The organism is Microcoleus sp. C2D2, assembly GCF_036702495.1.
Taxonomy (GTDB): domain Bacteria; phylum Cyanobacteriota; class Cyanobacteriia; order Cyanobacteriales; family Microcoleaceae; genus Microcoleus.
On record NZ_JAUBTO010000115.1, the window covers coordinates 9,830 to 27,994 of the forward strand.

Annotated in this window: 23 protein-coding genes and 2 pseudogenes; 10 read left to right on the forward strand and 15 right to left on the reverse strand. The window is 45.1% G+C overall.

The window, feature by feature from the left end; all coding sequences use genetic code 11:
• The 3 genes from QUB61_RS28310 to QUB61_RS28320 all read left to right on the forward strand — a co-directional run.
• The coding region (locus QUB61_RS28310; protein ID WP_333190218.1) for an FAD-dependent oxidoreductase at positions 1 to 828 on the forward strand (828 nt) is incomplete at its 5' end.
• A 126-nt stretch (positions 829 to 954) separates the two neighbouring features.
• The gene (locus tag QUB61_RS28315; protein WP_333133878.1) at positions 955 to 1,617 is read left to right on the forward strand and encodes a DUF2834 domain-containing protein; all 663 of its coding nucleotides are present in this window, start codon (positions 955 to 957) and stop codon (positions 1,615 to 1,617) included.
• Positions 1,618 to 1,813: 196 nt separating this feature from the next.
• Positions 1,814 to 2,566 (forward strand): gamma-glutamyl-gamma-aminobutyrate hydrolase family protein, encoded by a 753-nt coding sequence (locus tag QUB61_RS28320; protein ID WP_333133877.1) that lies wholly within the window; start codon positions 1,814 to 1,816, stop codon positions 2,564 to 2,566.
• Positions 2,567 to 2,570: 4 nt separating this feature from the next.
• On the opposite strand, the gene QUB61_RS28325 is transcribed toward QUB61_RS28320, so the two are convergent.
• The 14 genes and pseudogenes from QUB61_RS28325 to QUB61_RS28390 form a co-directional block, all read right to left on the reverse strand.
• Complete coding sequence (locus tag QUB61_RS28325; protein WP_333133876.1) at positions 2,571 to 2,759, reverse strand: CPXCG motif-containing cysteine-rich protein; 189 nt, start codon at positions 2,757 to 2,759, stop codon at positions 2,571 to 2,573.
• Entirely contained in the window at positions 2,743 to 3,204 is a 462-nt protein-coding gene (locus QUB61_RS28330; protein WP_333133875.1) for an SRPBCC family protein, read from the reverse strand. Before QUB61_RS28330 ends, QUB61_RS28325 begins: the two co-directional genes overlap by 17 nt.
• A 12-nt stretch (positions 3,205 to 3,216) precedes the next feature.
• Positions 3,217 to 3,576, reverse strand: coding sequence for a transcriptional regulator (locus tag QUB61_RS28335; protein WP_333133874.1), 360 nt, complete (start codon positions 3,574 to 3,576; stop codon positions 3,217 to 3,219).
• A gap of 4 nt (positions 3,577 to 3,580) precedes the next feature.
• Positions 3,581 to 3,910, reverse strand: coding sequence for a type II toxin-antitoxin system RelE/ParE family toxin (locus tag QUB61_RS28340; RefSeq protein WP_333133873.1), 330 nt, complete (start codon positions 3,908 to 3,910; stop codon positions 3,581 to 3,583).
• A gap of 34 nt (positions 3,911 to 3,944) precedes the next feature.
• Positions 3,945 to 4,057: pseudogene (locus QUB61_RS28345) on the reverse strand (SRPBCC family protein); the annotation flags it as partial.
• A 12-nt stretch (positions 4,058 to 4,069) separates the two neighbouring features.
• Positions 4,070 to 4,420 carry a transcriptional regulator gene (locus QUB61_RS28350; RefSeq protein WP_333133872.1) on the reverse strand — a complete coding sequence of 117 codons (351 nt, stop codon included), beginning with the start codon at positions 4,418 to 4,420 and terminating at the stop codon, positions 4,070 to 4,072.
• The gene (locus tag QUB61_RS28355; RefSeq protein WP_333133887.1) at positions 4,413 to 4,754 is read right to left on the reverse strand and encodes a type II toxin-antitoxin system RelE/ParE family toxin; all 342 of its coding nucleotides are present in this window, start codon (positions 4,752 to 4,754) and stop codon (positions 4,413 to 4,415) included. The genes QUB61_RS28350 and QUB61_RS28355 overlap by 8 nt, the downstream gene beginning before the upstream one ends.
• Before the next feature lie 41 nt (positions 4,755 to 4,795).
• On the reverse strand, positions 4,796 to 5,209 hold the full coding sequence (locus tag QUB61_RS28360; RefSeq protein WP_333088568.1) for a helix-turn-helix domain-containing protein: 414 nt from the start codon (positions 5,207 to 5,209) through the stop codon (positions 4,796 to 4,798).
• Complete coding sequence (locus QUB61_RS28365; protein ID WP_333133871.1) at positions 5,184 to 5,492, reverse strand: type II toxin-antitoxin system HigB family toxin; 309 nt, start codon at positions 5,490 to 5,492, stop codon at positions 5,184 to 5,186. The genes QUB61_RS28360 and QUB61_RS28365 overlap by 26 nt, the downstream gene beginning before the upstream one ends.
• 22 nt (positions 5,493 to 5,514) lie before the next feature.
• A complete protein-coding gene (locus tag QUB61_RS28370; RefSeq protein WP_333133870.1) occupies positions 5,515 to 7,170 on the reverse strand; it encodes a radical SAM protein in 1,656 nt (551 codons plus the stop codon).
• Positions 7,171 to 7,706: 536 nt separating this feature from the next.
• On the reverse strand, positions 7,707 to 8,216 hold the full coding sequence (lspA, locus tag QUB61_RS28375) for a signal peptidase II (RefSeq protein ID WP_333133869.1): 510 nt from the start codon (positions 8,214 to 8,216) through the stop codon (positions 7,707 to 7,709).
• A gap of 165 nt (positions 8,217 to 8,381) precedes the next feature.
• Entirely contained in the window at positions 8,382 to 8,591 is a 210-nt protein-coding gene (locus tag QUB61_RS28380; protein ID WP_333190220.1) for a hypothetical protein, read from the reverse strand.
• Entirely contained in the window at positions 8,540 to 9,118 is a 579-nt protein-coding gene (locus QUB61_RS28385; RefSeq protein WP_333139483.1) for a biotin transporter BioY, read from the reverse strand. Before QUB61_RS28385 ends, QUB61_RS28380 begins: the two co-directional genes overlap by 52 nt.
• 207 nt (positions 9,119 to 9,325) lie before the next feature.
• Positions 9,326 to 10,516 (reverse strand): transposase, encoded by a 1,191-nt coding sequence (locus QUB61_RS28390; protein ID WP_333133865.1) that lies wholly within the window; start codon positions 10,514 to 10,516, stop codon positions 9,326 to 9,328.
• Positions 10,517 to 10,569: 53 nt separating this feature from the next.
• Here QUB61_RS28390 and tnpA point away from each other — a divergent pair.
• The 5 genes and pseudogenes from tnpA to pstB all read left to right on the forward strand — a co-directional run.
• Positions 10,570 to 10,867 (forward strand): annotated as a pseudogene (gene tnpA, locus QUB61_RS28395) (IS200/IS605 family transposase); the annotation flags it as partial.
• Between the two features lie 539 nt (positions 10,868 to 11,406).
• The gene (gene pstS, locus QUB61_RS28400) at positions 11,407 to 12,594 is read left to right on the forward strand and encodes a phosphate ABC transporter substrate-binding protein PstS (RefSeq protein WP_333136029.1); all 1,188 of its coding nucleotides are present in this window, start codon (positions 11,407 to 11,409) and stop codon (positions 12,592 to 12,594) included.
• Positions 12,595 to 12,838: 244 nt separating this feature from the next.
• Complete coding sequence (pstC, locus tag QUB61_RS28405) at positions 12,839 to 13,795, forward strand: phosphate ABC transporter permease subunit PstC (RefSeq protein WP_333136031.1); 957 nt, start codon at positions 12,839 to 12,841, stop codon at positions 13,793 to 13,795.
• A 34-nt stretch (positions 13,796 to 13,829) separates the two neighbouring features.
• The gene (gene pstA / locus QUB61_RS28410) at positions 13,830 to 14,723 is read left to right on the forward strand and encodes a phosphate ABC transporter permease PstA (RefSeq protein ID WP_333136033.1); all 894 of its coding nucleotides are present in this window, start codon (positions 13,830 to 13,832) and stop codon (positions 14,721 to 14,723) included.
• A 91-nt stretch (positions 14,724 to 14,814) separates the two neighbouring features.
• Entirely contained in the window at positions 14,815 to 15,615 is an 801-nt protein-coding gene (pstB, locus tag QUB61_RS28415) for a phosphate ABC transporter ATP-binding protein PstB (protein ID WP_333136035.1), read from the forward strand.
• A gap of 233 nt (positions 15,616 to 15,848) precedes the next feature.
• On the opposite strand, the gene QUB61_RS40115 is transcribed toward pstB, so the two are convergent.
• Complete coding sequence (locus tag QUB61_RS40115) at positions 15,849 to 16,112, reverse strand: NblA/ycf18 family protein (protein WP_445300291.1); 264 nt, start codon at positions 16,110 to 16,112, stop codon at positions 15,849 to 15,851.
• A gap of 135 nt (positions 16,113 to 16,247) precedes the next feature.
• Here QUB61_RS40115 and QUB61_RS28425 point away from each other — a divergent pair, with 135 nt between their 5' ends.
• Positions 16,248 to 16,844: a phycobiliprotein lyase gene (locus QUB61_RS28425; protein ID WP_333136037.1), complete on the forward strand. Its 597-nt coding sequence runs from the start codon at positions 16,248 to 16,250 to the stop codon at positions 16,842 to 16,844.
• Positions 16,845 to 17,185: 341 nt separating this feature from the next.
• A complete protein-coding gene (locus tag QUB61_RS28430; RefSeq protein WP_333136039.1) occupies positions 17,186 to 17,944 on the forward strand; it encodes a phycobilisome rod-core linker polypeptide in 759 nt (252 codons plus the stop codon).
• Positions 17,945 to 18,165 lie beyond the last annotated feature (221 nt).

Sequence of the window (18,165 nt, forward strand, 5' to 3'; positions counted from 1 at the left end):
AGTTCGGCAACGGATTCTGTAACGGATGTAACGGATGTAACGGATGTAACGGATGTCAGGAAGAAGGAAGAGGGAAGTTCGGCAACGGATTCTGTAACGGATGTAACGGATGTAACGGATGTAACGGATGTCAGGAAGAAGGAAGAGGGAAGAAGGAAGAGGGAAGAAAATTTAGAAAGTTTTTCATCAGAAATTCATTTGTTTCACTGCGGTGCTGAATTGATGCAGGGACACAATCAGCGGGTGCGCCGCCGCCTTAAAGAAATTCTGATTAATCGTGGCGTTAAAGTGCATTTGCAGGAAAAAGTCTGTGCAGTAAAAAAGATTGAGAGAGAAACCAATCCTCAAATCCCTACCGATTACCAAATTTCCTGTAAATCAGGTTTAGAATTAGAGTGCGATCGCATTTTTTGGGTAACACAAGCATCGGCAGCCAATTGGATCAGAGAATCCGGTTTAGCAGCCGACTCAAACGGCTTTATGCAAGTCAACGATTGCTTGCAATCAGTCTCTCACGCCAACGTATTTGGGGCTGGCGATATCGCTGCGATGGTTAATTATCCCCGTCCCAAAGCAGGGGTGTTTGCCGTGCGTCAGGGCAAACCGCTGTTTGAAAACTTGCAGCAGTTTTTATTGGAAAAACCGCTGAAACCCTTTGCACCGCAGGAACAATACTTAGGGTTAATTGGTACTGGGAATAAAAGGGCGATCGCATCTCGCGGATCTTTCATGTGGGAATCGGCGCTGCTGTGGTACTGGAAAGATTGGATCGATCGCCAATTTATGCAAAAATTTAGCAATCTGCCCAAAACCCGCAATACCAAATAGCAATACATTCAGATATTCTCCTCTCTTCCTCTGCGTCAACAGCGTCAATAGCGGTAAATTAAAAAAGTCTTATTCAAAAACCCTTTAAGCTTGCTATAGTAATATCAGAAGTAAGAAAAACTAACTATGTTCAGAAAAATTGGATTTGGGCTGATTTGGATTGCATTTCTCACCTACGCCTTTGTATTTGCACCACCCGACAGCCCAGAAAAAACTATCACACTAATTACCAATATTTCCACAGGCAAAATAGCAGACATCAACCCTTTAATTGTAGCGTTGTTCTACATCATGGGAGTCTGGCCGCTCATCTACAGTTGCGTCTTATTTGCTGACGGCAGGGGGCAGAAAATACCTGCATGGCTATTTGCCACTTTATCCTTTGGCGTCGGTGCCGTTGCCTTGCTGCCTTATTTAGCCCTGCGCGAACCGAATCCTGAATTTCCCGGTCATAAAAATATCTTTTTAAAGATATTAGACTCCCGTTTTACTGCCATTGTCCTAACATTGGGTGCTGCTGCTTTAGTTTCTTTTGGCTTGACAAAAGGCGATTGGTCTGATTTTATTGGACAGTGGCAAACCACCCGTTTTATCCATGTAATGAGTTTAGATTTTTGTATGCTTTGCCTGCTATTTCCTGCCTTATTGGCAGACGACATGGCGCGCCGAGGAATGCAGAATGTCGCAGCATTTTGGGCAGTAACATTAGTGCCGCTGTTCGGGCCGCTGGCTTATCTGTGCACGCGCAAACCGCTGGCGGAAACTAATACTGAAACTGTTACAAATTAGACAGCAGTTCAGGGAATGCTGAGTTTAATCTAGGAATCAATCACAAGTAATCATACAAGAAACAGGCAAGATGCCTGTTCCACAATAAGTAAGTTTTATTGTGGGCCGTTGCTCCTAGCCCGCCCATGAAATACTGATTACAAATAGTGCCAAATCTGAGTATTAATCTAAATAATTATCTCCCAGTCTCTAGCAAATGAAAAAATTTCCCATTGTTGGCATCACAACATACAACCGCTGTTCAGCAGGCGAGTATTGCTTAAATGGAACTTATATTGATGCAGTTCAGGCGGCTGGTGGAATTCCGATTTTGCTGCCGCCCAATCAATTAGACCCGGGTAGTATTTTTGATGCAGTAGATGGTTTGATTTTTTCCGGGGGCGGAGATATCAACCCAGAACTTTATGGCGGTTATGTCGATCGCACAGTTTACTCGGTTAATGCAGAACGCGACAATTTTGAATTAAACTTAGCAAAGCTAGCTTTGAAGGCTGACATACCTGTGTTGGGGATTTGCCGGGGAATGCAAATCCTGAACGTAGCCAGCGGTGGCAGTTTGGTGATTCACGTACCGGATGCTTACGGAGACGAGGTTAATCACGGATTGGGAATTCCCCCGCGTGCGATCGAGCATACCATTGAAATTGAGCCAAACAGTCGGCTAGCAAAAATTATGGGAAAAACTTCAACAACAGTTGTTTCCTGGCATCATCAAGCAGTGAGGAAGGTAACATCCGATTGGCGAATTGTAGCCGATGCACCTGACACTTTGGTAGAAGCAATGGAGCACTGCTATCACCCTTGGATGATAGCAATTCAATGGCACCCGGAAATGTCGCCAAACTGCTCGGTAAACTCTCGAATTTTTCGGGCTTTCGTAGAAGCAGCAGGATCGAGATTTATGAATTCTACCAAGTCAGCATCAAAGGCAATTCCTACATTTTTCTAGTCACTTATTCTTGATACTCAGTATCTATTTCAATATCGAGGGTATCTTCATCTATTCTGATATAAAGAACATTCGGGCGACAGCAAACCTGACAATCTTCGATATAAGATTGCTCCATACCACCGCTGGTATCAACAAAAGTTGTACTCGGTTCGCCGCAGAAAGCACAGTAATATTCAGCCGTTGTTTGCATTTTTCTCGCACTCTCTTTTTGTGACTTCGTGGCGGTAGCGAAACATATCTGTTAACCGCATTTCCACCCACCAACCTAACAACAAATCGACAATCGGGCCGCCCGGTATCGAAAATGCGATCGCATCTGTCAATCTAGTCTTGCCATTTTCTGAGGTAAACTCGTGTCGGTGAACCCAACGTGCCATCGGCCCCTCAGTTTGTTCATCAACAAACAAGCGATATTGTTCGCACTGAGTGTGAGTCGCCACCCATTTTACAGGAATCGGCCCCAATAACAGGCGAAATTCTGATACAGCACCCACATCGAGTCCCCCTTCGCGGCGAATGATTTTCACCGGTTGCCAAGGCGGAGTCAAAAGTTGCAGAATGTCGGGCTTTTCGTGAAAGTTCCAGACTGCTTCAACGGTGGCATTAATCAGCGACGAATATTTAAAATTGGGCATTGTATCGTTGGGCTAGACAGTTAAGTGCGATCGCGTTTCAGCATTTGCAGTATTATCCTCTGTATCAGTACAAACAGCAACTGTTAGTTTCAATCCCAAAGCATTCAGCCAAGTTCCCAGATTATAAATCGCATGACTTCCTTGCTGCGACAGCAATTCATCCAGTTTTTTTAAGTGCAATTCATATTCTTCTGGAGTCATTTTTGGTTGACCTAGAGCTTCAGCTACATCGCCCAGAGATCGTTTCAGCAATGCTTCGTCAGGTTCTTCGCCTTCATCTAATTCAAAATGAGTTTCGAGATAGACTGCCGCATAACTGGGGTTTTTTAGCCGTGCCATCAAAAAGTCATGATACGGTAAACTTTTAGGCATTTTTTTAACTCCTATAATCTGTCCAGTATTCTATTGCTTGGCGAATGTCTCGGTCTTGAGTGCTTTTATCTCCTCCGCATAGAAGAAGTATAATTGTTGTGCCTACTTGCCCAAAATAGATTCGGAAACCAGGGCCATAGTCTATCCTTAATTCAAAGACTCCATTTCCAACTGATTGACAATCTCCCAAATTCCCCAAAAAAACTCGGTTAAGTCTTTTATTGATAATTGTTGAAATTTTGCTATCTCGGAGCGAATCATACCAGTTATCAAACGGCACTTGACCGTCTGAGGCAACATAACGCTGAATTTCCCTGGGTTGGACTTCTGCCATAATTGTATTATAGTATGTCGCTCCTCATCTTATCTTGAACCGGTTGCCAAGGCGGAGTCAAAAGTTGCAGAATGTCGGGCTTTTCGTGAAAGTTCCAGACTGCTTCAACGGTGGCATTAATCAGCGCGAATATTTAAAATTGGGCATTGTATCGTTGGGCTAGACAGTTAAGTGCGATCGCGTTTCAGCATTTGCAGTATTATCCTCTGTATCAGTACAAACAGCAACTGTTAGTTTCAATCCCAAAGCATGCAGCCAAGTTCCCAGATTATAAATCGCATCACTTCCTTGCTGCGACAGCAATTCATCCAGTTTTTTTAAGTGCACTTCATATTGTTCGGGAGACATCTGCTGTTTGCCAAGAGCTTCTGCTACATTGCTAAGTACCATTTTTAGCAGTTCTGCCTCGGGGTTTTCTTCTTCAAAAAAAGCCTCTAGATACATAGCACAATCTATTGGCTTTTTGAGAGATTCTATTAGAAAGGGATGGTAAGGTAAACTTTTAGGCATTATCTTCACTCCTGTAATCAGTCCAGTATTTGATAGCTTGCTGTATGTCTCGGTCTTGAGTGCTTTTATCCCCGCCTATTAAAAGCAGGATAATAGTTTTGCCGACTTGTCCGAAATAGATTCGGTATCCAGGGCCATAATCTATTTTTAATTCATAGACTCCTTCTCCAACAAATCGATAATCTCCGAGATTGCCGAGTTGAACTCTGTCTAATCTCAACCTAATTCTAGCTTTAGCTTTGCCATCTCGGAGAAAATTAAACCATTCCTCGAAAGGCACTTTGTTATCTGGCGTCGTATAACGCTGAATTTCTCTCGGTTGGACTTCGGGCATAATTGTATTATAGTGCGTCACTCCTCCCTGTATCCTGGCAATTAATTATACTCAAGAAATGCCACAGGGGAAAGATGGAAAAACTTAGCTAACTTTTGAATTTGACTCGCCGTCAGTTCCCGCTTTCCATCCATCATCTCAGATACCCAAGACTCGGATTCAAAAATATCAACTAAATCTTTTTCTTGAATATTGTCCTCAACCATCAATGCTTTCAGTAGTGCGATACCTTTCAAGACTGGCATTGGCTCATGTTTTTGTTCGTAATCATAAACAAGAGTACCCAACACGTTTAAGTAATCCCGATCGTCTTGCGTGAGATTGCTCCGACTCACAATAGAATCCATCCGATTTTGTGTAGCGATTAACTCAGCTTCACAAGTAATTGGACGCGGGGGAAAAGTTGTGATTATCTCAATATAGTAGCTACTAGGAGTTTTCAAACCAGTCGTCATTTTTCCAGTTCTCCTTATTATATTCTGCATGAGTTAAAACACAGCGGACAAACACTATCTGGTATTCATAATCGATAAAAGCAATTAACCGATAGTTATTGCCACCAATATTAAATACCGTAAAGTTACCTACTAAGTCAGCCGAAGGAAATACTTTACGAATATCTACTAAACTTTGCCATTCAGCATCACAACTACGCTGATACCACAGCAACAGACTTGTTTCAGCATTGGGGTGTGTTTCCCAAAATTCTTTTAGTCGTTTTCGGCTAATAACACGCATGAGGCTATTATAATCTAAGTTACTAAACGCGACTTAGTGAATTCTCACATTCTTGATTTTGCTGTCGTGTTGTATGACTCATCGCCTCAGCCAAATGTTTTTTCAAAGTCGCCTCCGGTAGCGGCCCTTTTAAATGACTCCAAGGCAAAACCCGATCCAATTCCCACTCTTGAAAAACATAAAAATCCATCTCCGGCAACTGTCCCCGCAACTCCTTAAACGCCCGCCGATAGCTGCCCAAAGTATCGCCGTAATGCCGCACTAATTCCAACAGCCGAGACAACCGCCGATCGCCCCTGGAGAGCAACCCCTGAATCACTGACCAGTTATAGCTTTCAGGTCTAAATTCTAAACCCAGCTTGCGCAATTCTTTATCTAAAAACTTCAGCCTCTTCTCCGCATCTTTATTCACTCCAAACCACTGAAAAGGAGTGTGAGATTTCGGGACAAAAGAGCTGCATCCCAGAGTCAACCGCAAACCGGGAGCGGCTTTTCTAATCGCCCGCATCATCGCCACCGTCTCCTCTAAATCCTCCATTTCTTCGCCGGGAATTCCCGCCATCCCGTAAAGTTTAATTCCCTTTAAGCCGCCCGCCTTAGCATTGATAGCAGCTTGGATAATTTCTTCATTTGTGAGTTTTTTGTTAACGATTTTGCGGAGGCGATCGCTCCCACTTTCCACCGCAATTGTCACAGATTTGCTGTCTCTGTTTGTCAAGATTTCTGCCAATTTAACTGTCACCGTATTCGTCCTTACCGAAGAAAGACTCAACCGCACGCCGTCGTATTTCGGATGATTCAAATGATCCAGCAACGCTTCAAATTCCGGGTGCTGAGTGACCGAAGCACCCAACAAACCCAAACGATTAGTCACAGCTAAACCGCGATCGATCGCCGGAATTAGCGAACCCTCCAAACTCGCAGTTCTAAACGGCAAAGTCAGATAACTTGCCAAACAAAAACGGCACATTTCGGGACAACTCCGAACCACTTCCACCATGTAAATATTTTCCCAAGCCGCTTTTTCTGTCACCACAGTGGAAGCAGATAAAGTATTGCCGCGATAAGTCTGTTTTTCAACCACACTGGGAATTCCCGAATCGACAGGCTGAATCGATTTAATACCCTCAGCCGCATCGAGATAAGTTACTTCGTACAAACTGGGGACGTAAACTCCCGGAACTTGGGCTAAATGCCGCAATTTAGTTTGTCTGTCGGCGGTACGGACTTGTTTACAAGCATCAATAAAATTGTCTATGAGATGTTCGCCATCTCCCAGCAAAATCACATCAAAAAAATCGGCAAAAGGTTCGGGATTCGCAGTAAAAACCGGGCCACCGCCGAAGACGATCGGATGATTATCAGTTCGTTTTGACGCCCAAATCGGAATTTCTAGAGATTCCAATAAATTTAGAATATTTACATAGTCTAGTTCCCAAGAAAGCGAAAATCCCAGTAATTCTGGATGTCGGGGAAGTTGTTCGCGGATATCAGTAAATAAACGGCTGACTTCAATATCCGATCGCACAGCCAAAGTTGCCCACACTATCTGATAGCCGAGACTGGTAATACCCACCGTGTACTCGTTGGGAAAAGCAAAAATAGTCGGGATAGCATCAGCATCGGGGGTTGCTGGGGCAAATAGTAAGCGTTCTTGGGCAAATGGATTAGGAGTCATCCGATTTTAGATTTTAGATTTTAGATTTTAGATTAGGGAATTTCTCCCACGGATAAATCCGGGGGTCCCGGACCAAATTGCTTTTGAGCGCGGGCAAGTTTAGGCTTAGCAATAAAAAATATAATTATAGCTCATAAATGACTCTAATCTTAAGTTGACACCTAGATTTTCTGGTAACAGACAACGGACATCCGATTTTAGATTTTAGATTTTAGATTTTAGATTAGGGAATTTCTCCCACGGATAAATCTGGGGGTCCCGGACCAAATTGCTTTTGATCGCGGGCAAGTTTAGCCTTAGCAATAAAGAATCTAATTATAGCTCATAAATGACTCTAACCTTAAGTTGACACCTATACCTTCTGGTAACAGACAACTGACAAATGACCGAAAGCAATTGGTTGCGAGGTCGCCGGATTCATCAGTGGATCAGCAAAAAAAAGCTCGGCATCCGATCGACCTGAGAACGGTACAGCCCGTGGGTGGTTAATCGAAAATCGAAAATCGAAAATCGAAAATCGATTGACTTGTTGAAAGTTAGTCTGAAATAGAATTGCGATCGTCTTGGCTTTTCGGCGGCGGTGCACTGTGAAAAGTTGCAATCAGCAAACAGATAATCCCAGCATTAATAAACACATCAGCTAGATTAAATACGGGGAACCGAATTATCCGAAAATCGATAAAATCTACAACGTGGCCCGAAATAAATCGATCGATCCCGTTCCCCAGTGCTCCCCCCAAAATCAAACCGTAGCCAGCTTGTTCCCAGCGGTTAATTCGCGGCCCGAACCAAGCCAGCACTATCAATCCCACACTAACGCCTAAAGACAGCCACCGCAACCAAATCGCCCCGCCATTGCTGAAAAGACTAAAAGCCGCACCGGTATTGACAACATAAGTGAAGTGAAACACCCCAGGTAACAGCGCCTGCGTCTGCGGAGGAACCGTCAAGTCAAAATTTTGCACCACCCAAAACTTAGTCAGGTGGTCTAAAACTAAACTGATAACAGCAGCCACCCAGAACAAGGGATTTCTTTTAAAACGCATGAATTAAGCAATAGAAAATGGGGCATCGGGCATGAGAGAAGTTACTCCAATCTCACTTGTCATTGCGAGCAGAATGCAGTGCAGCAAAGCAATCCCAGCCGCAGCGAGATGACTCTCCCGTTTCGCAATGTATAGTATAACCTTATTTTGCACAATTACCAGTAGTTACCTCTTCCTCCTTCCTTCTTCCTTCTTCCTCCTTCCTTCTTCCTCCTTCCTTCTTCCTTCTTCCTCCTTCCTTCTTCCTTCTTCCTCCTTCCTTCTTCCTCCTTCCTTCTTCCTTCTTCCTTCTTCCTTCTTCCTTCTTCCTTCTTCCTTCGCAATTAATAAAACATCAAGCGGCGCAAAGTAAAAGACAGCACTGCGATCGCACAAACTACCGCCAATTGTCCCGGCAGAGGATAAACCGAATATTTAAGAATCTCATCGAATAAAGGTGTTGTTTTTGCCGGAGGCAGCAAGTAAGTAAAAATTAGATAAATTAAGCCGATCGCGTGAACAGTGAACAAACCGCACAAACAGCTAAAAGCCATAGATTCCAGCCGCGAAGCCACCTTAAAAGCCACCCAGCCGCACACCCAAGCACCAGGCACAAAACCCAGCAAATACCCAAAACTCGCTTCTTTGAGATAGCCGATGCCGCCGCCTTGAGAAAAAACTGGCCACAAAGTTAATCCTAATGCCAAATAAGCAATTTGCGAGAGAGCCGCAGCATTTTTCCCCCCCATGCAGCCTACTAGCAAAACGGCTCCAATTTGATAGGTAACACCTAAAGAGTACGCCTGAAGTCCTCGATCGTCCCACAACCCAATAGGAATTGTGACAGATGCAGGCAAAAAAGTGCCTCCTATCGTCAGGAGCAAACCAATAACAGCCCAGATTAATTCAATAGGAGCAGGCATTATAGCAGAAGGAAGAAGGAAGAAGGAAGAAGGAAGAAGGAAGACCGAAGTTGCAATCGACCGTTTATGTTTGTGCAATTAAGAACGTCCTAACCGTCAGGGCGGTTGCCATATCATCAAACGGCATTCGTCAGAAGGTATTTGTCACATGCAAGCTTCAATGCCCGCAGCTTTTAAATTCTTAATACTAGCACTACTTTGATATACTCACCGTCCTTTCATGAGCGGTGATTCTTGACGCTTCATCAACTGGCGCGTGACCGTTGTAGTCTTACCCTGTCTCTGCGTCCGTTTAGAGTCGTGGCGATACCCCATCCCGACTTTATTTATATTTTTTGCCGCATTTTCGTCTCGGTCGTGTTCTGTTTGACAATCCAAGCACTGAACCGACCGAACTTTTAAATCTAATTTTCCCCACTTAAACCCACAGTTTGAACAAATTTGACTAGTAGGCTCCCATCTACCGATAACTCTGAACTCTCTGCAAAATTTTTCCGACTTAGCCTCACAGAGTGTCCTAAACTCCCTCCATCCTTGCTGACTAATTGCCCTTGATAACTTCCGATTTTTCACCATTCCAGACACATTCAAATCTTCCAAAATGAGCACTTGGTTTTCCTTTACTACTTTGGTTGACAACTTGTGCAGGAAATCTTGGCGCGTATCAGCAATTCGGTTGTGAAGCTTGGCTATTTTAAGTCTAGTTATTTCTCTTCTTTTGGAATCCTTTGGTTGGCGGGCCTCTTTGCGTTGCAATTTGCGGATTTTGCGGTCTAACTCTTTGTACCTAGGGCTTTGGGCTTTTTCGCCATTGCTCATTACTGCAAAGGTTTTAATCCCTAAATCAATTCCGATACTTGAATTCTCCGCTTTAGTCTGAATTGGCTCTATCTCTACGACAAAGCTCAAAAAATAGCGATGGGCGCTGTCTTTGATTACTGTAACAGAGCTAGGCTCAGACGGTAGTTGTCTAGACCATATAGGTTTGACTATCCCAATTTTAGCGAGATAGACTCCATTGTCTTTAAAAGAAAATCCTCCCATCCTAAAACGTGCCGATTGGCTGTTTGTTCTTTTTTTGAATTTAGGATATCCGACTTGGCGACCTTTCAGCTTTCCTTTACAGGATGCGAAAAAATTCTTAAAAGCAATATCTAAATCGGAAACTGACTGCTGTAAAGGAATGTTTGAAACTTCAGACAACCATTTACGTTCCTCAGTTAGTTTAGCTTGAGTTATGACTACTTTCTGAAGTTGAGCCGATTTAGGCTTTGTTTTAGACTGCTTGCAAAGTGCAAGAGCATCATTCCAGACTACCCGAACGCATCCAAACAACTGAGCTAAACTTCTCTGTTGTTGGTCTGTTGGGTAAAATCTGTACTGATATCTTGCTTTCACTGGCTATGCTAGTATTAGTCTGTACCAGGAAATTATATATTGGTTTAGAGTGAATGACAACCTATTTCCGAAAAGAGCGAAATAGTGTTACAGATCTTAAGGTTCACTTGGTTTGTGTGACTAAATACCGACTTTCGGTATTTACTGCCGAAAGTTTGGGTGTAATTGAAAAGTCGTGTCGCTTGCGTAGCCCAAAAGATGGACTTCCAGATCCTTGAATTTAACGGTGAAGAGAATCACGTTCACGCACTTATTGAATATCCCCCTAAGCTTTCAATCTCTCAAATAGTGAACGCATTGAAAGGAGTTTCCAGTCGCCGATACTTCCAGGCAAGATACAAGAAACCTCACTCATAGGCTTTTTGCCGTCCTAAGCTGTTGTGCATTTAAATTGTATATTTCGAGTCCCGATCAAAAATCGTCAAATCCTCTCCCCCTCTCCCCTTCACCCCCTCTCCCTCTCTAATACCATAGGCAATCTAGATGCAACACAGCTTAGCTACTTTTGGGTTTCTGTCGGGGGAGCGCCACTAGAAATTCTTAAAGCATATATTCAAACACCTTGAAAAGCCGTCATTTTAGGACGGGGCTTGTATCCGATCTTTTTGGTCAAAATAACCACCATTGTATGGTTTTCTGGTTCTCAAGGCTGGATCTTGTGATAATTTAATCGGGAATTTTTCGCGATCGGGCGATCGACTGCTTGTTTCCGTAGCTATTTCTCTGCCCTATATCTTATATATTCACAATTGTCAAGCTCATAAATAACATTAATAATATTAATTAATATTAAATTGCGATTAAGTGTAAAGATTCTTAACCTAACCTTTACTTTGGCGCGCTATGCTGATGCGGGACACCCATATAACGATCGCAGATTTTTTATACCTATGCTTTTTCGTCTCAACTTGATTAATTCAAACCGTCTGACTACTGCAATTTCCGCTATGGCGATCGCCCTGAGTTTAGCAGCTTGCGGCGGCGGCAGCACAACCACAGGCAGCAGCCCCAGCCCCGGCGGCGATACCGCAGCATCCCCCGGCGCATCCCCCGTTGCAGCCACCGGCACAGCGGAAAACACCAAACTCGCCCTAGCCTCAGACGTAGCCATCACCGCAGCCGGCGCCTCATTCCCCGCCCCTCTGTACCAGCGTTGGTTTCAAGACTTCAACAAAATCAACCCCAAAGTACAAATTAACTATCAATCAGTAGGCAGCGGCGCCGGAGTCGAACAATTTACCAAAGGCACAGTAGACTTTGGGGCCAGCGACACCGGCATGAAAGACGAGGAAATCGCCAAAGTTCCAGCAGACAAAGGCGTGCTCTTGCTGCCCATGACAGCCGGCAGCATCGTCATCGGCTACAACCTGCCAGACTTAACCGAACCACTGAAACTGCCACGGGATGTTTACGCAGATATCTTCGCCGGTAAAATTACCAAGTGGAACGATCCCAAAATTGCAGCCGCCAACCCGGCCGCGAAATTGCCAGACCAAGCCATCACCATCGTCCACCGTTCCGACGGTAGCGGTACCACCGCCGTCTTCACCAAACACCTGAGTGCCATCAGCCCCGACTGGAAAACAGCAGTAGGCGACGGCAAAACAGTAGAGTGGCCCGTAGGCGTAGGCGCAAAAGGCAACGAAGGCGTCACAGCCCAAATTCTGCAAACCGCAGGCAGCCTCGGCTACATAGAATACGGCTACGCCAAAAACAACAATGTCAAATTTGCATCTTTGGAAAACAAAGCAGGCAGCTTTGTCGCACCTACCGACGAATCAGCTTCTCAAGCTTTAGCAACTGTGCCCATGCCGGAAAACCTGCGAGCATTTATCGAAGACCCCGAAGGCGCTCAATCCTATCCAATAGTCACCTACACTTGGATGCTCGTCCCCAAAACAGTTACTGACCCCAACAAAGCCAAAACCATCGAGGCAATGGTTGAATACGGCTTAACTGAAGGTCAAAAAGTTAGTTCCGAATTGGGCTACGTTCCTCTGCCCCAAAACGTTAAAGAAAAAGTAGCCGCGGCCGCTGACGGCATCAGCCCAGACTACAAGATTGAGGTTGCCAAATAGCAATTGAAGGAAGAAGGAAGACGGAAGAAGGAAGAAGGAAGACGGAAGAAGGAAGACGGAAGAAGGAAGAAAAAAAGAGAGATATTTCTGTAGGGGCGGGTTTTACCAGAAATATTTGTTGAAAACTCAGGGGATTAATAAACCCGCCCCTCTTTGATTTGATTTATGGTCTTTCTTTCTGCTTCCTTCTAGCTTTTTCCGAAACAGGCTATTTTCGGCTACTATATATTGGGTTTTTTTTTCTATGATTTCAGATAATCACAGCGCTCCATCAGAGAGCCGATCGCGCTCTCAAGCAGAAAAATCCTTAGACCAAGGCTTTATCTGGCTGACTCGGATTTTGGGAATAGGAGTTGGTGTAATTTTGCTGGTAATCGCCCTCACCGTTGCTTACAGGGCTTTACCTGCGATTCAACAGTACGGTTTGGGCTTTCTGTTTGGCAGTAGCTGGAATCCGGTTAAAGAAGAGTACGGCGCGCTGCCGATGATTTACGGGACGATCGTCAGTTCGGCGATCGCGCTCCTAATTGCAGTACCATTAGGAGTAGGGACTGCCATCTTCTTGAGCGAAGATTTTTTGCCGCTGCCAGTGCGCACAGCTTTGGTTTTTTTAGTAGAACTTTTAGCTGCCATTCCCAGCGTAGTCTACGGTTTGTGGGGAATTGCTGTATTGATTCCCATTATTAGCACTGTCGGAAAGTTTCTCAACAGTAACTTCGGATGGCTGCCGATTTTTAGCACTCCGCCAGTCGGCCCGGGAATGTTGCCAGCCGGAGTAATTTTGGGAATCATGACTTTGCCCATTATTACTGCTATCTCCCGCGACTCTTTGGCAAGTCTCCCGCCCGAATTGCGACAAGCATCTCTAGGTTTAGGGGCTACTCGCTGGACAACCATTTTTAGGGTACTCGTACCGGCGGCTTTTTCCGGCATTGTCGGCGGAATTATGCTCGGGCTCGGTCGCGCCATGGGAGAAACAATGGCAGCTACTCTGTTAATTGGCAATTCCAATCAGTTAAGTGCTTCTGTCCTAGCTCCGGCAAATACTATTGCTTCTTTGATGGCAAATCAATTTGCCGAAGCTTCGGGATTGCAAGTAGCAGCTCTGATGTACACGGGGCTAATTCTGTTTATTCTGACCCTGATTGTTAATATTTTGGCAGAGTGGATTGTTTCTCAAGTAAGAGCGAAGTACAACTAGAAGTTGGCCGCAATTTCCTACATAGTTTTAGTTTATGTCAAATAGCGTCTCCGATGAGAATTCTTTGGTATCGAAAACAGGCAGTTTGAAGAAAGTTAAAAACAGCCCGCAAGCGCTGTTTAGTCTGGCGATGACTGTAGTGGCTGGAGCTGGTCTGGCAATCACTCTGCTGCCTTTGTTTGCAGTGCTTTCCTACGTCACCGTACAAGGTTTCAATCGCCTGAATTTAGACTTGTTTACCAAGCTGCCACCGCCGCCAGGACTATCGGGAGGCGGTATTGCTAATGCAATTGTCGGTACATTGATGACGGTGGGAATTGCTTCTTTAATTGCTGTTCCTTTTGGTGTATTGGCAGCAGTTTATTTGTCGGAATTCAGCAGCGGCCAAATCGCTCGCTGGGTGCGCTTTGCTACTAATGTCCTCAGCGGCGTTCCTTCGATTATTGCCGGGGTATTTGCCTACGGTTTGTTCGTGGTAAATATGGGAGGTTTTTCGGCAATTGCAGGGGGCGCGGCGCTTGCCGTGCTGATGTTGCCGACGATTGTGCGGACTACTGACGAAGCTCTACAAATCGTCCCGCAAGATATTAGATGGGCGTCGGTTGGTGTGGGTGCTTCTAATTATCAGACGGTGTTGCAGGTGGTTTTGCCTGCGGCAATTCCGGCTATTTTAACGGGCGTGACGCTGGCAATTGCTCGCGCTGCTGGAGAAACTGCTCCTTTGATTTTCACGGCGCTGAATTCGCCTTTTTGGCCGGGAGGATTTGATAAGCCAACTCCGAGTCTTTCGGTTTTGGTGTACAACTTTGCAACGGTTCCTTTTAAGGCACAGAAAGAATTGGCTTGGGCTGCATCTTTGATTTTGGTGTTTATGGTTTTATTGACGAGTATTCTTTCTCGCTGGGCTACTCACAAAAAAGTGTATTGAAGGGTGAGTTTAAAAAAGGCATTCATCCACTTATGGTGAAGGCCGAATGTAACCCTGGTTTTGAGTAAAATTTCAGAGGATTGTTACCTGTATGATGATGGATTTAGACAAGCAAACGGAAACAATTTTGCGGACAGAAAATATCAATATTTTTTACGGCGCTTTTCACGCGGTTAAAAATGTTTGTATGGAGATTCCTAAAAATCGCATTACTGCTTTGATTGGGCCGTCTGGCTGCGGTAAAAGTACAATTCTGCGATGTTTTAACCGCCTCAACGATTTAGTTAGCGGTTTTCGTTTAGAGGGTAGAATTGATTACTACGGTCAAAATCTTTACGCTCCTGATATTGATGCTGTGGAGGTGCGCCGCAAGATTGGGATGGTGTTTCAAAAGCCGAATCCTTTCCCGAAGTCGATTTATGACAATATTGCTTACGGTGCGAGGGTGAACAATTATAAGGGGGATATGGATGAGCTGGTGGAGAAGTCGCTCCGCCAAGCTTATTTGTGGGATGAGGTGAAGGATAAGTTGAAGCAAAGCGGTTTTTCTCTTTCGGGCGGCCAGCAGCAGCGTTTGTGTATTGCTAGGGCGATCGCGATTAATCCTGATGTAGTATTAATGGATGAACCTTGCGCTTCTCTTGACCCGATTTCTACGATTAAGATTGAGGAGTTGATGCGGGAACTCAAGGAGAAGTATACGATTGTGATCGTTACTCACAATATGCAGCAGGCTTCTCGGGTTTCTGACCTGACTGCTTTTTTCAATGCTAAACTTTCTGACGATGGGAAGCGGTTTGGCTATCTTGTGGAGTGTGACAAGACTGAGGTAATTTTCCAAAGTCCGAAGGAAGAGTCTACTTTAGATTATGTCAGCGGCCGTTTTGGTTGAGTCCCCGACAGGTTGAAACCTGTCGCTACAAAAACTCTCCTCTCTCTGGCTTGACACTAAAAACATTTAATTTGCTGAGTATGGTAGCGACAAAAAAAACTGCGTAAAACTTTTGTGAATTGAGAATCCCGCTTTCTTGGAGAAAGCGGGATTCTGGATTTTATGTTTAATAGTTCGATCGCACTTTTTGCAGATACAAGCCACTAATTTTTGTGAATAAATGCTCGAAGAGTTCACATATTCTTCATCCAATGCTTTAACAGGTTTTCTTTGACCATGTTTTGCCGCATAACTTCGAGCAAGTATTCCTGAGCTTGGTCTTGGCTTAACCTTTTGACTTCTTCGCGCAGCACTTGTAGTTTGAACTGCTGTTCCATACTGAGGCTGGTTGTAGGCATATCCATAAATCGCTCCTCCAGTTTGCTGAGATCGATGCGAGATCGATCGGAATGACGTTTCGCAGGATTTGTTGTTTCTCCTACATTGTAAACTATCATAACATTCGCTTGACAATATGTCCAAAGTAGACAGTTTGAGACTAATTTGTGTAGCAAAAGTACATCTAAGTGGGGGGAGCCTTATCATAAAAAGGCGTAAAGACAGGGAAGCCTAACCCAAAGGAGCTAGTTCGTATGGATGCAATGGAGTTTTTTCAAAGCAGCGCTGGGGAGTGGCGATCGCAGCGCAGCACTCACCACCTCGCTTTCCGCCAAGCGGAGATTGGGGATTCAAATATTCAGGTAACGGCGCTGGGTGCGGATGACGCGCGAATCGCCGAGATTTGCAAGATGCACGAAGTCGATCCGAGCCGGGCTGCTGGGGGGGCTTTTGTGACTTGGCACGGCTCGATGGCCTGGGATAAGGATGATGAGAATCATAAAGGGTCTACGGTGTTCGCGATCGTCCCGGATCCTGAAAATCCCCGGCAGGGTTTGATGTTGCGGGAACGGGGCTATGCGGAAATTGTGCCGGTGGCTGGCCGTTTTGAGATGGATGATGAGGATGGGCTGCTGCTGATTACCGAATACGAGACGATGAGTTCGATCGAGCGTTTCTGGTTTGCTAATCCGAACCTGCGGATGCGGACGAGTACGGTAAAGCGCTTTGGCGGTTTCAGCACTTCGACTTTTTGTACGGAAATTAGGGTCGAACCAGACTCGGATGCAACATCAGAACCCGCAGCAGCTCAAGTGGCCGCCAGCGAGTTTTATTCGGCTCTGGGCTGGTAATTTAGTCATTAGTCATTAGTCATTAGTCATTGGTCATTACTTTGGCTTCGTTTCCAGACTCAGCCTGGGCATCGCGGGCTTCAGGCTCTGCCTCCGGTTAGAGTAGACGAGGCAGAGCCTCTAAAGTGGCGTTCCCAGCCAGAGACTGGAAGGGTGACTGCTGACTACTGACTAATGACATCCCCAAAGTCAACAAATGTTACAGATTGTTGCAAAAATTCAGGAAAATCAGATTTAGATTGCGGGAATCCCCTAATCTGTATGTTGGTTAGTTGTATCCGTTATGCTGGCAGCTCACGGTGTCAACTATTTCTGAAATTTGAGATAACGGAGATTTTAACGTGGCGCTTCCTTTATTAAGCTACGCCCCCAAGAGCCAAAACCAGCGCGTTGCTGGTTATGAAGTAGGGGGCGACGAGCAGCCGAGAATTTTCACAACTGAAAATGTGCTCTCGTCTGGAGACATCGAAAATTTGATTTGGGCTGGATATCGCCAGATTTACAGCGAACACCAAATCCTCAAGAGCAACCGCCAAAAGTCTTTGGAGTCGCAACTCAAGTTCGGCCAAATTACGGTGCGGGACTTTATTCGCGGTTTGGCGACTTCGGCTCCTTTCCTAGAGCGGAATTATCAAACTAACAGCAACTATCGGTTTGTGGAAATGTGCGTGCAGCGCATTTTGGGCCGGGACGTTTACAGCGAGCGCGAAAAGATTGCTTGGTCGATCGTGGTAGCCAATAAGGGGCCTCAAGGCTTTATTGACGAGTTGGTCAATAGCGATGAGTACCTGGAAAAGTTCGGCTACGACACAGTACCTTACCAGCAGCGCCGAATTTTGCCTCAGCGAGTTGGAGGGGACACTCCTTTCAACTTGAAGACGCCCCGCTACGGTGAGTACCACCGTTCGCAGCTTGGCTTCCCGCAAATCATCTGGCAAACAAGTGTCCGCCGTTTTGTTCCTCAAGAACAGCAGGCGAAGGCTGGCGATCCGTCGAACTATTTGGGTATGGCGCGCAATATGCCCCTGCCTGCTACTCCGCCGCAGCGGGTGGCTCTGGCTAATATCAATATCGACACGATGGTTCCCCGTCGCAAGTAATTGATGCTGTCTGATGCAATTATTTGTGTCGGGCGATCGACTGAATCGATCGGCTTTTAGGCTGAGAGAGTTTTGAGTCTTGAGTTTTGAGGTTTGAGTTTTTTGATAAACTTGGAATCCAAAACTCGGGACTCATAATTTTTTGTCATTAGTCATTAGTCATTAGTCATTAGTCATTAGTCATTAGTCATTAGTCATTAGTCATTAGTCATTAGTCATTA